Origin of the sequence: Veillonella sp. 3310, from assembly GCF_003999875.1 — a bacterium.
Taxonomy (GTDB): Bacteria; Bacillota; Negativicutes; order Veillonellales; family Veillonellaceae; genus F0422.
Map to the genome: position 1 here is coordinate 76,783 of NZ_RQVJ01000005.1, position 12,235 is coordinate 89,017.

General features: G+C 40.2%; 13 protein-coding genes. 12 read left to right on the forward strand and 1 reads right to left on the reverse strand.

Annotation, left to right across the window (positions count from 1 at the left end):
• The 3 genes from rsmG to EO127_RS07070 all read left to right on the forward strand — a co-directional run bounded on the left by rsmG (position 1) and on the right by EO127_RS07070 (position 4,324).
• On the forward strand, positions 1-714 hold the full coding sequence (gene rsmG / locus EO127_RS07060) for a 16S rRNA (guanine(527)-N(7))-methyltransferase RsmG (RefSeq protein ID WP_127448727.1): 714 nt from the start codon (positions 1-3) through the stop codon (positions 712-714).
• A 142-nt stretch (positions 715-856) separates the two neighbouring features.
• Positions 857-1,552, forward strand: a complete 696-nt coding sequence (locus tag EO127_RS07065) for a vitamin B12 dependent-methionine synthase activation domain-containing protein (protein WP_127448728.1) — start codon at positions 857-859, stop codon at positions 1,550-1,552.
• Positions 1,553-1,897: 345 nt separating this feature from the next.
• Positions 1,898-4,324, forward strand: coding sequence for a homocysteine S-methyltransferase family protein (locus EO127_RS07070; protein WP_127448729.1), 2,427 nt, complete (start codon positions 1,898-1,900; stop codon positions 4,322-4,324).
• Positions 4,325-4,550: 226 nt separating this feature from the next.
• Here the strand turns inward: EO127_RS07070 and EO127_RS07075 are convergent, their stop codons facing one another.
• Positions 4,551-5,045 carry a hypothetical protein gene (locus tag EO127_RS07075; RefSeq protein ID WP_127448730.1) on the reverse strand — a complete coding sequence of 165 codons (495 nt, stop codon included), beginning with the start codon at positions 5,043-5,045 and terminating at the stop codon, positions 4,551-4,553.
• 261 nt (positions 5,046-5,306) lie between these two features.
• On the opposite strand from EO127_RS07075, the gene EO127_RS07080 reads away from it, so the two are divergent.
• The 9 genes from EO127_RS07080 (at position 5,307) to EO127_RS07120 (ending at position 12,123) form a co-directional block, all read left to right on the forward strand.
• The gene (locus EO127_RS07080; protein WP_127069465.1) at positions 5,307-6,071 is read left to right on the forward strand and encodes a ParA family protein; all 765 of its coding nucleotides are present in this window, start codon (positions 5,307-5,309) and stop codon (positions 6,069-6,071) included.
• The gene (locus EO127_RS07085; RefSeq protein ID WP_240646043.1) at positions 6,061-6,930 is read left to right on the forward strand and encodes a ParB/RepB/Spo0J family partition protein; all 870 of its coding nucleotides are present in this window, start codon (positions 6,061-6,063) and stop codon (positions 6,928-6,930) included. The genes EO127_RS07080 and EO127_RS07085 overlap by 11 nt, the downstream gene beginning before the upstream one ends.
• An 11-nt stretch (positions 6,931-6,941) precedes the next feature.
• Positions 6,942-8,159 carry a [FeFe] hydrogenase H-cluster maturation GTPase HydF gene (hydF, locus tag EO127_RS07090; protein ID WP_127448731.1) on the forward strand — a complete coding sequence of 406 codons (1,218 nt, stop codon included), beginning with the start codon at positions 6,942-6,944 and terminating at the stop codon, positions 8,157-8,159.
• Between the two features lie 11 nt (positions 8,160-8,170).
• On the forward strand, positions 8,171-8,692 hold the full coding sequence (locus EO127_RS07095; protein ID WP_127069467.1) for a DUF4446 family protein: 522 nt from the start codon (positions 8,171-8,173) through the stop codon (positions 8,690-8,692).
• Between the two features lie 12 nt (positions 8,693-8,704).
• Positions 8,705-9,655, forward strand: a complete 951-nt coding sequence (locus EO127_RS07100) for a M23 family metallopeptidase (RefSeq protein WP_127448732.1) — start codon at positions 8,705-8,707, stop codon at positions 9,653-9,655.
• 9 nt (positions 9,656-9,664) lie between these two features.
• Complete coding sequence (locus EO127_RS07105) at positions 9,665-10,243, forward strand: cob(I)yrinic acid a,c-diamide adenosyltransferase (RefSeq protein ID WP_127448733.1); 579 nt, start codon at positions 9,665-9,667, stop codon at positions 10,241-10,243.
• 63 nt (positions 10,244-10,306) lie between these two features.
• Positions 10,307-11,158: a hypothetical protein gene (locus EO127_RS07110; protein WP_127448734.1), complete on the forward strand. Its 852-nt coding sequence runs from the start codon at positions 10,307-10,309 to the stop codon at positions 11,156-11,158.
• Between the two features lie 37 nt (positions 11,159-11,195).
• Positions 11,196-11,546 carry a GerW family sporulation protein gene (locus tag EO127_RS07115; protein WP_127069474.1) on the forward strand — a complete coding sequence of 117 codons (351 nt, stop codon included), beginning with the start codon at positions 11,196-11,198 and terminating at the stop codon, positions 11,544-11,546.
• A gap of 121 nt (positions 11,547-11,667) precedes the next feature.
• Positions 11,668-12,123: an OmpH family outer membrane protein gene (locus tag EO127_RS07120; RefSeq protein ID WP_009353765.1), complete on the forward strand. Its 456-nt coding sequence runs from the start codon at positions 11,668-11,670 to the stop codon at positions 12,121-12,123.
• Positions 12,124-12,235 lie beyond the last annotated feature (112 nt).

Sequence of the window (12,235 nt, forward strand, 5' to 3'; positions counted from 1 at the left end):
ATGATATTTTCAGACTATGTGAAAGCCCACACCAACACCTATGGGTTGGACCTCACAGATACACAAATTGACCAACTGCAACGGTTTTATGAACATGTAGTGACCACCAATGAGCATATGAATTTGACGGGAATTACTGAGCCAGAAGAATTTGCTTTAAAACATGTGGTAGACTCTCTATCTTGTTATGACCCTAAGTATTTTACAAAAGGTGCAACGGTCATCGATTTAGGGACTGGTGCAGGTTTTCCAGGTGTTCCCTTGGGTATATACGATCCATCCTTGCAAATTACTTTATTTGACTCTTTACAAAAGCGACTCCGCTTTTTAGATGGTGTTATTGAGGACTTAGACTTACAAGGATTACAAACTTTACATGGTCGTGCAGAAGATTTGGCACATCAAGAGTACCGGGAATCTTTCAATCTTCTCACTAGCCGTGCGGTGGCTCGCTTATCCATCTTATTGGAATGGGGACTTCCCTATGTGAAAGTAGGGGGCTACATGGTGGCATTAAAAGGCTCTATTGTACAAGAAGAATTAGAGGAAAGTAAACGTGCTGTATCCATCTTGGGCGGTGAAATTGTAGAGGTCAAAGAAGTGACGTTACCGACTTTAGAGGATAAACGAGCTATTGTGTATATCAAAAAGGTAAAACCTACGGCTAAGAAATACCCTCGAAAACCAAAAGAGATTAAAATAAAACCTTTATAGCTATGCACTATAACTCATAATAAAATATAGAAAAATGCTTATAAGTTATATCTATGATATACTTAATGAGTACTCTTTACATGTGCGGTCACGTTGTGTTCGCACATGTTTTATATTTGCAATACAAGATTGAGGTGAGACAATGGCAATCTATAACGGACGATTACCAAAACTCAATGAAGATGAAATAAAACGATACTCCGGATTAAAACATGCGGAGGGATTTCCAGAGCAGTATGTGAAAGAAGCTGCCCTAGAAGTACAATTAGTGGCAGAACCTCGTGGTGTGTACCAATGCTATGATTACGATGCAGACACACATACAATTCTTAGTAACCCGCCTATGGTGCTGGATGCTACAGGCATCATTCGTCATTTAGGGAATGCTAAAAAAGTATATGTTCTCGCTGTCACAGTAGGAGAAGCCGTAGAAGAACGCAGTTCTGCTTTATTTAAAGAAGGCAAATCTACACTAGGTCTTCTTGTGGATGCAGCGGCTACAACCGCTGTAGAACAAGTGGCAGATCAGGTAAATGAACTCATCGACAGAGAGGCAAAAAAACAAGGCTTTAAAACGACATGGCGCTTTAGCCCAGGCTATGGCAACTGGCCTGTCACAGTACAGCAAGAATTTGCTAAGATTATTAAGACAGAAGAAATTGGATTGACGGTGACAGACACAAGCATGCTATTTCCACGTAAATCAGTAACGGCTATTGTGGGCTGTCAAACAGTAGATGAAGAAGGACCAAAAACACAACGAGGCTGCACATCTTGTAGTCAAGTAGATTGTGCATCTCGGAAGTTACCAGAAAAGGGAAAGACGTCGTGTATTTAAACAAACATGCTGTTTGTGATAAATAATATGGAAAAGATATCCTAATGATAGTTATACTTTTTGCAACATAATTGATATTTGTGTAAGGTATAATAACTGCTGGTAGTACTATCGTTGGTGTACAGTGTCAGTTAGTATAAGTTGTTATAGTAGTTGCGTATGGTTTAGCTGTACTTTATATCATACTGATAACTGTAAGATGCTAACAAAGAGGTTTTGATTAAGAACAATAATTAGATGTATAGATAAGTAGCGTGATGTACTGATACTGGGGAAGAGTTTCATCATCATGCGAAGTATATTGCCTTGGGCGAGCAATGTGCCTGATACATAAGTGAGGGACATATGGTATATATTATAGATGGCGGCATGGGTACCATGCTGCAAGCGGCAGGTCTTGGTGACGGGGCTTGTCCAGAATTATTTAACGTAGAACATCCGGACGTGGTGGAGCATATCCACGCAGAATATTTACGTCATGGTAGTGATATTATTACGACTAATACCTTTGGAGGGACAGCCTTAAAACTGGATGAATACCAATTGGGTCATCGTATGGATGAAATCAATCGAGCTGCTGTGAAAGTAGCACAAGCGGCTCGGGATAAGATTAACCCAAATGCGAAAATCGCAGGGGATATGGGTCCTAGTGGTCGTTTTATGGCGCCACTCGGGGTAGCTCAATTTGATGAGATTTATGAGACTTTTAAAGACCAAGCAAGAGTCCTCATCGATGCCGGTGTGGATTATATTATTATCGAAACCATCATCGACATCCAAGAAATGCGTGCAGCTTTATTGGGTGCAAAAGATGCTCGTGAAGAATTAGGAAAAACAAAAGACGATGTGAAAATCATTTGTCAGTTTTCTTTCAGTGAAGATGGTCGTACTATCACAGGTACACCACCGGAAGCAGCAGCTATCTTGATGGATGCCATGGAAGCAGATATTGTAGGTATTAACTGTTCTTTAGGGCCTGAGCAATTATTGCCGTTGGTAGAACGTATGGCGGCGGTAACGAATTTACCAATTAGTATTCAGCCGAATGCGGGTATGCCACAATTAGTAGGGAAGGAAACCATCTTCCCATTGGGACCAGAAGAAATGGGTGAATATGCTCCTGGTTTCCTTGATGCAGGGGCATCCTATTTGGGCGCATGTTGCGGTAGTACACCAAAACACATCGAGGCTATCGCCAAAGCGGCGCGAGCGCATACACCAGCAGAACGACCATATGTGGAGCCGTTTACTGCTTTCACGAGCCGTACTAGTGTAGTGAAAGTAGGTTTGCAAGAAAAACCAATCATTATCGGGGAACGCATTAACCCAACAGGCCGTAAGGTGTTGGCGGAAGAAATTCGCAAGGGTAGCTTTATCATGGTGAAGAAAGATGCCTTAGCTCAAGTAGAAGCCGGTGCTGATGTGCTAGATGTCAACATGGGTGTGACAGGCGTTGACCCAGGGGAAACGATGAAACGAGCTATCGAAGAATTAACGATGCTTGTGGAGGTTCCATTATCCATTGATACCTTAGATCCGGTGGCAATGGAAGCAGGTTTAAAAGCCTACCCAGGCCGTCCATTGTTGAATTCTGTGAACGCAGAGCCAGAGCAATTAGAAGCGGTATTACCGTTGGCAAAACGATATGGTGCAGCCTTATTGTGCTTGCCACTAGGTAAAAAAGAATTGCCAGAAACGGCAGAAGAGCGTGTGTCCTTAGCGAAGGAAATCGTCTTAGAAGCGTACAACTATGGATTACGACCAAATGACCTATTATTAGATCCATTGGTATTGACCTTAGCAAGTAGCCAACATGCAGCGAGAGAAACATTAAAAACATTAAAACTCTACGCTGAAACATTTGGTTTCCCAACGGTGATGGGCTTATCCAACATATCCTTTGGCTTGCCACAACGGGCATACTTGAATGCACAATTCTTGACGATGGCGTTGAGCAATGGTTTGACATGTCCTATCATGAACCCAATGAATGAAATCGTACGAAAAGCTTTCATTACTGGCCGTACCTTCATGGGATTTGACCCAGCAGCGGCGGACTTCATTGCTGAGTACGGTGGTGACGATGAAAACGCAGTGGTGACGAAAAAAGTGAAAGCTGCGGCGGAAGCCTTCCATAGTGATGACCCTATTGAATGCATTAAACATGCCGTAGAGCAAGGTGAAAAAGAGGCGGTTGTGCCATTGGTAAAAGAAGCATTAGCACAAGGCCTAGATCCACTAGAGGTGACTCGTAGAGGGTTATCTGATGCTATGGCAGTAGTAGGGGAAAGATTCGGATCTGGTAAAGCGTTCTTGCCACAAGTAATGCTAGCAGCAGAAACAATGCAAGCGGCGTTTACGACCATCAAAGAAGTATTGCCAGAAGGAACAACAGAGAAGAAGGCGACGATTATCCTAGCCACAGTTAAAGGTGATATCCATGACTTAGGTAAGAATATCGTATCTGCCTTGTTAGAAAACAATGGATACCAAATCATAGACTTAGGCAAAGATGTGTCCCCAGAAGAAATCGTGGCAGCAGCGAAAGAACACAATGCGCCGATTATTGGTATAGCATCCTTGATGACTACGACAATGCCGATGATTAACGAAACTATTGCAGCTGTACGTGAAGCTGGCGTCAATGCGAAGGTCCTCGTAGGTGGTGCGGTATTGTCCCAGGCCTATGCAGATGAAGCCGGTGCTGATTCTTATGCCAAAGATGGTATTTCTGCGGTGAATATAGTGAAAGGCTTATTAGGTGATGAATAGTTAGTATACTATAACACTTAGTAGGCAGAACTCTCAGAAGAGTTACTCCATGGGATAAGGTGTCTAGAAGAATTAGATGGCTTAAAATTCTTTATAAAAAATATATAAAAAGGAACATGGCAAAAATCATGCCATGTTCCTTTTTATGTATATGTAGATATGCGTTGAATACGGACTTCATCATATGTGTGTTGTGGTTAACCTGTAGAATGTTTCACGTGAAACATTACTGAGAAATACCGCTGAGTATCTTAATTCTTATGATAGAATTTCCATTTGTAACAAATTCAATTCCTTTTCTATAATCGTAAGTTGGCATATATACGCCATAAAAAAGAACGTGAACGCCTTCTTTATTATATACCATACTAGGTTGACCATATTTTGTATAAATGTCTGCTATACTATCTCCGACAGTGATACCTCTAGCAGTGACAGCATCTCGGTTGTCTATAGTTGTCATTGTTGTTTCCGGAAAGTGTTTGTTACTTACATGGAAGGTGATGCCTCCGTAAATTACTCTATTTGGTTTAAGAGCAGTAGGACCCCCCAAACTTTTATAAATAGCATCGGTAGTAGATCCTGCAGGGATACCTGCTACTACTAAGTCTGTTGCTGGTAGTTCATTTCCTTTTACATGCATCGCTTCTAATTGTGAAGTGGAAAAGAGAGAGAATAAAAAGGCGATAACAAGTATCCAAGGACGTAGTTGTTTCATCATGAGCCTATCCTTTCATAGTTACTATAAATCATATGAAAATCGTACTGTATATAAAACTGTTTGTCAATGCTTAAAAGTGTCTATATAGTGGTTCATAGAGGGATTGTTTCACGTGAAACATTACATGACACAACTGGCAAAGTGTTTCACGTGAAACAGTAAAAAAATATATGAAAAAGATGAGGAAATACTGGTGTCTTTCATAAAAAACATAACAATCTATGTTATAATGTGATAAGACGATAAGAAAGAGGTGAAATCATGGCTAGAATTATTGCCGTAGCCAACCAAAAAGGTGGTGTTGGTAAAACGACAACTGCTGTTAATTTGAGCGCTTGTTTGGCTGTAGAAGGAAAACGAGTACTCTTATTAGACTTAGATCCTCAAGGAAATGCTACAAGTGGATTAGGAATCGATAAAGAGGACATTGACCACGGTGTGTATGAAATGCTTGTGGACGATGTGTCTATCACTGATATCATAGAATCTACTGTCATAGATACACTGCAAGTTGCGCCCACAACCATCGATTTAGCAGGAGCTGAGGTAGACTTAGTAGCGATGGAAGACAAAGGGTATACATTGAAACAACGGATAGCACCTATCGTAGATGACTATGACTATATTATTATTGACTGTCCTCCTTCCTTGGGTATGTTAACAATTAATGCATTAACCGCCTCCAATAGCGTATTAATCCCTATACAAACAGAGTTCTATGCCTTAGAAGGTGTGAGCCAACTGGTGAAAACTATCGAGTTAGTACAAGAAGAACTAAATACAGAATTAGAATTAGAAGGTGTTGTGCTGACTATGTATAATGGTAGAACTAAGTTAGCGGTACAGGTGGCAGAAGAAGTAACGAATTACTTTGGCGATGCTGTATATACAACAACGATACCACGAAATGTGAAATTGGGAGAAGCTCCTAGCCATGGATTGCCAGTAGTTATCTATGATAAAAGGTCCAAAGGAGCTGAAGTATATTGTGCCTTAGCACGGGAGGTAATTGAGCGTGGAGCTTAAGAAATCAAAAGGTGGTCTTGGTAAAGGCTTAGGGTCGTTTGGCTTGTCTGGTTCTTTTAAAGATGGTCATAAAAGTGGCTATGAAATGGATATTACTAAAATACAACCTAACCCTAATCAGCCCCGTAAACGCTTTACAGAAGAAGATATGGAAAGCCTAGTAGCATCGATTCAGGCTCATGGACTCATTGCACCTATTGCAGTTCGCAAAGTAGATGATCATTATGAAATCGTAGCGGGTGAACGTCGTTGGCGTGCGTGTCAACAAGCGGGATTGACTAAAATTCCTGTGGTAGTCCGTGACTATACAACAGAAGAAGTGAGTGAAATTGCCTTAGTAGAAAATTTGCAACGGCAGAATTTAAACCCTATTGAGGAAGCCTTTGGGTATCAGTGTTTAATGGATACTTTCAAAAAAACACAGGAAGAAATTGCCCTGACAGTAGGTCGTAGTCGTTCCTACGTGGCGAATATTGTGCGATTATTACAATTGCCAGAGTTTTTACAACAAGAGTTAGAAACAAGTATGCTAACTATAGGGCAAGCAAGACCGTTATTGGCGTTAGATGGGGAACATTTACAATTACAAGCCTTAGAACGGATTAAGGAAAAAGATTTAAATGCCCGTCAAGTGGAACAATTGGTAAAAGAACTACAGGCTGGCAAGAAACGCTTAACGTCGTCTCAGCCTCAACCAACAGCGGAGTTGCGCAAGTTAATGCAACGATTGAAAGATAGCTTAGGGACTCCTGTAGATATTCGTTTAAAAAATACAAAAAAAGTACAAGGAACCATTGAAGTTTCTTTCAAAAGTGAAGAAGAATTAATGCGTTTAATCAGCTATATCGAAAGTGAATAGAAAGGAAGTCTATGGTATTAGAAACAACTAGAGGGAATCGCTTGCACATAGGCTTTTTTGGGCGTTGTAATGCGGGTAAATCTACCTTGATTAACACGTTAACAGAGCAGCAGATTTCCTTAGTATCTCCTATTGCAGGAACGACGACAGATCCAGTGTCTAAAGGGATGGAACTATTGCCCTTAGGTCCTGTCATGATCGTAGACACAGCAGGCATTGATGATACATCGGAATTAGGATTGTTGCGGGTAGAAAAAACGAAACAAGTATTGCCAACGATGAATTTAGCCGTGTATATGTTGCGCACAGATATGGAACCCATACCAGAAGATATAGAATGGTTACAACAACTACAAAGTAGCCATATACCTACGTTGGTGGTCATCAATGAAGTAGAAGGTCATCAAGGCTCTGACTTCATTAAATCCCACGGAGAACTACAACCTTATGCATCTCAGATAGTAATAGCAGATGTCAACAATAGGGCAAACCGTATGACTTTGCTAGAGGCGTTAAGTAAATTAAAACCTGTAGATGAGGATGTACAATCTTTATTAGGTGGTTATATCGAAGAAAAAGATGTATTTGTCTTAGTATGTCCTATTGACGAATCGGCTCCAAAGGGTCGTATTATTTTGCCACAAGTGCAAATGATTCGAGAAATTTTGGACCATCATGGCATGGCTATGGTTTGCCAAGTAGAGGAACTAGCAACTACGTTGGAGCAATTACATAAGCCAGCAAAATTAGTGATTACAGACTCTCAAGCTTTTGAGGCGGTGAGTCAAATTGTGCCAGAGGAGATAGCTTTAACAAGCTTTTCCATTTTGATGGCACGGTTTAAAGGAAAATTAAAAGATTTAGTGGCAGGTGTACACGCCATAGACCAATTACGAGCAGGCTCTAAGGTATTAATCAGTGAAGGGTGTACACATCGCCAACAATGTGAAGATATTGGAACGGTAAAGATTCCAAGATGGCTGAAAGCAAAAGGATACACAGACTTAGAACTAGAGTGGACTAGCGGTGGACATTTCCCTCATGACGTATCTAAGTATGATGTCATCATCCACTGCGGTGGCTGTATGTTGACACGTCGAGAGGTATTACGACGTATTGATGTAGCCTCTGTGCAAGGGGTTCCTATCGTTAACTACGGTGTATTGATAGCCTCTTTACATGGCATTTTACAACGTGCTATCAAGCCATTTGAACATGAATTAGAATAGAAAGGATTATTGTGTTAGAACAACTATTACCTTGGTTACCATGGATATTAGCGGGAATCATTGTACTGTTAGTATTACATGCATTCAGTTTACATATTCGATTGAGTCGTCTAACCAAGCGGTATCGATACTTTATGGATGGCGAAAATGGTCAGAGTATTGAGCGACGCCTTGCCATTGAAGTGAAAGAATTACGAGATATGGCAAGCACTTGGCAAACGATTTTATCAGAACAAAAAGTGATTCAATCTACACAGGCACAAACATTTCAGCATATTGGCTTTGTGAAATATAATGCTTTTGAAAATATCGGTAATGAACTATCTTTTTCCTTAACATTATTAGATGGCAATTTCAATGGGATTGTCATTTCCAGTGTGTATGGACGAAATGAATCACGTATTTTTACGAAACCAATTGTGAATGGTAAAAGTTTAGCCAGTCTTTCACAAGAAGAATTAGCTAGCTTGCAATCTGCTATGGGACAACGAAGCAATGGAGATGTGTTAGCCAGTTCTTCCGTGTCAGCATAGAAAGGATGTTATATGCAAATACCTAAGTGGTTGCAGTCACATCTAAATCAACATGGTGATGACTGGAACTTGCGGTTTACAAAACAACAAAGTAAGACCATAGCCATCATAGTAATTGCTGTCTTAGTTATTTTATTAGGATTTGGTATCTGGGGGATTGCGCGGCAAGTAGAAGTCTTGCAATTGCGCCAAGAAAATCAATTACAAAAAGAGCAATTAAAACTATTGGATCAAAAGGTAGAGGTCTTAGATAAAAAAATGAAGACTTTGGATGAACTCGATCAAAATATTAGAAATATGATTAAAGGTACAGAGTCAGGTACAGTGCCAAAAACAGATGGCAGTACACAGAGTAAAGAAGAGAAAGAGGACCCTTCTCCCAAAAGCTCAAATAAAACTTTCACAACTACCCAATTATCTGCCCATATATCTAGCCTAGATCGGCAAGCACAACGACGTCTGGTGTCTATGTATACCCTCTATAATGTCCTCAAAGATGGAGTGGGTAAAGATATTCGAGAATTACAATCTATGCTAGCTATAGAAGGTGATGCAACGGATGCCAATAGTCATATGCCATCCATTTGGCCTGCAAAAGGTGTCATTAGCTCTACTTTTGGAGCACGACAAGACCCAGTGTATGGTGGAGGAGCTTTCCATGAAGGCTTAGACATTGCCAATGATGCGGGAACGACAGTAGTAGCGACTGCGGCGGGCACTGTGACCTATGCAGGGTATAATGGTGGCTATGGTAATGAAATAGAAATTGATCATGGTAATGGATTTGTGACAAAATATGGGCATAATTCAGCGCTCCTAGTACAAGTAGGAATGACTGTAAAAAAAGGACAATCCATTGCATTGATGGGAAGTACTGGTAAAAGTACGGGTAGTCATGTTCATTACGAGGTGCGTGTGAATGGTGTGGCTACAGATCCATTATTATTTTTGCCCATTCAATAGGAGGCAATTATGAAATCCTATGTACAAGTTTATACAGGTGATGGCAAGGGAAAAACAACCGCTGCCATCGGTTTAGCAGTGCGTGCTGCTGGAGTTGGTAAGAAAGTACTATTGCTTCAATTTATGAAGTCAAAAGTGTACTCAGAACATGCTGTATTAGATCATTTGGAACCTATAACAGTAGAAACAGTAGGGAAACCATTTTTCATCATTCCTGAAGGAATGAAAAGCGACGAAGAGTTGCGTCGATGGGGGGATGATGTAGTAGTCTTTCCCAAAGGGCAGCCCCCACAAGAGTACAAAGACTTAATCCATATTGGACAAGAACGGGCTCTACAAGCGGTAGCTACAGGAGACTTTGATATTGTTATTTTAGATGAATACAATATGGCGTTATTTTTCGGTTTAATTGACGAAGCGGAAGGGCGCGCTTTACTAGCGGCTCGCAATCCTAATGTAGAAGTGGTATTCACTGGCCGTGGTGCTCCTCAATGGTTATTGGATGAAGCGGACTTGGTTACCGTCATGGAGGCGTATCGTCATTATTATGATCAAGGCGTAGAAGCACGCCTTGGTATTGAGCATTAAGGGTAAAGAATGGTATAATTTAAGTATGTATATCGTATAACATACTGAAAGGTAGGTGGTATCGTGTCACTATGGATGATTCTATTGCTGCTAGTAATAGCTTTCATCATAGCCATTTTATGTATTCCTATCACATATAGTCTGAAAGTAAGTTCGCGCAAGCCTTATGAATTTGACTTCCGTATTGAGTGGATGTATCGAGTATTGAAGGTACATCTTGCGTATAAGCAAGGGCATCCCTTGTTTAAGGAGGTCTATGTATTAGGGTCTATGAAAGTTGGTTCTGCCCGTGATTACGAAGATTGGTTAAATCGTAGGGTAAAAGAAGAACTAGATCCGTTAGCGACAGACAGTAAAGAAGATGTAGACACAAAAGAAGTGCTAGACGAACCAGATCCGTATCCATTATCTGGATACTCAGGGCCAGAACCTGTGCAATCTGTACGGTTTGATGCCAATGGACAGGTGCTGGAATCAGTAGACACTACATCACCGCAAGAAGAGACAACAAAGAAACAAGAAGATACAAAAGACTTACCAACCTATTGGTGGTGGAAACATGTATCAAACCCTAAACTTTATGAAGCGTTGTTTACGGTCAGTAAGCAATGTGCTAGCCATGCTAGTCCTAGAGTATTCCAATTAGAAGGTGATTTTGGGATTCCTAGACCTTATGAAATGGGTCTGATCACCGCGGCTGCCTATACATTATGTCCGAAACAAGTAGAGCAAGTTAATTTCTCGTATACAGAGTTTGCCTATACAGGTAGTTTAACAGTGAAAGGGCATATGCAATTAGGTGTATTTGCATTCTATGGAACTCTATTTATAGTGAAAAAAGCAGTCAGAGAGTGTCTGATGGACAGTGCAAAAGCATTTGTACAGTATCGTCGTCGTAAGCAAAGTGCAAAATAAAGAACTTTCAGAAGTTGAAGAATCATAGGAGGTCATGATGGATACTAAACTTACTAATTTAAAAGACAATTTAGAGCCTTTATTTGAACAATTTAAAGAAATGATTCGTGTGGAAACCGTAGTAGGTGAAGCTGTACAATTAGGTGATACTACGATTGTACCATTCGTTGATGTATCCCTTGGTTTAGGTGGATGCCAAAAAGCTGGCGGTGGTGGAGCGAAAGTAGAGCCAACAGCTGTGCTTGTGATCAAAGGGGAACGTATTGAATTATTCAATATCAAAGGATCTGCTAAATATACTGGTTTCGATCGTTTGATAGGCATGGTGCCAGAAATTATTAGCAAATTGAAAAAAGAAGAATATGTATATGTAAGTGAAGAACAATAATTTTTCATGATACTTTCATATATATAGGGTATAGTAAGGCAGTAAGGTCATTTGCTAAATGCATTCAACTTTGCTATACTGAGTACATAAATGAAACTATTTCTCATAGGGAGGCTTATACATGAACTTAACTAAAAAAATTGCAACTTTAGGTGCACTAGCTGTAGTTGGTGCTTTCACAGTATCTAACGCTGCTAACGTAGGCGTAATTAACGAAGAAGCTATCTACACTGGTTACAATGGCTTTGGTGCTATCCAGATGCAAATTGATAAATTGCGTGCAGAATACGGCCCTAAATTAGAAGGTGAATTTAAAAAATTAAACAACTTCAAAACAGATGCAGAAAAACAAGCATATTTTGATAAAAGTGTTCGTGGCATCCAAGAAAAATACAACCAAGAAGAAGCAAGTGTATTAGCTCCATTAGATAAAAAAGTAGCAGAAGCAATTCAAGCTATTGCAAAAGAAAAAAACATCGATGTATTAGTGGCTAATCCAACATCTGCTGGCGCTGTTAAAGAAGGTAACCAAGTTATCGACTTAACACCAGATGTAGTAGCACGCATCAACAAATAAGATATAACAAGCCCCTAGGTTAGATAGCCTAGGGGGTTTTACTGTATGCTGTGTATTCTTATAGTGTAGTATCAAGCATATATTATGCTATTGAATGAAGTATAATATGGTA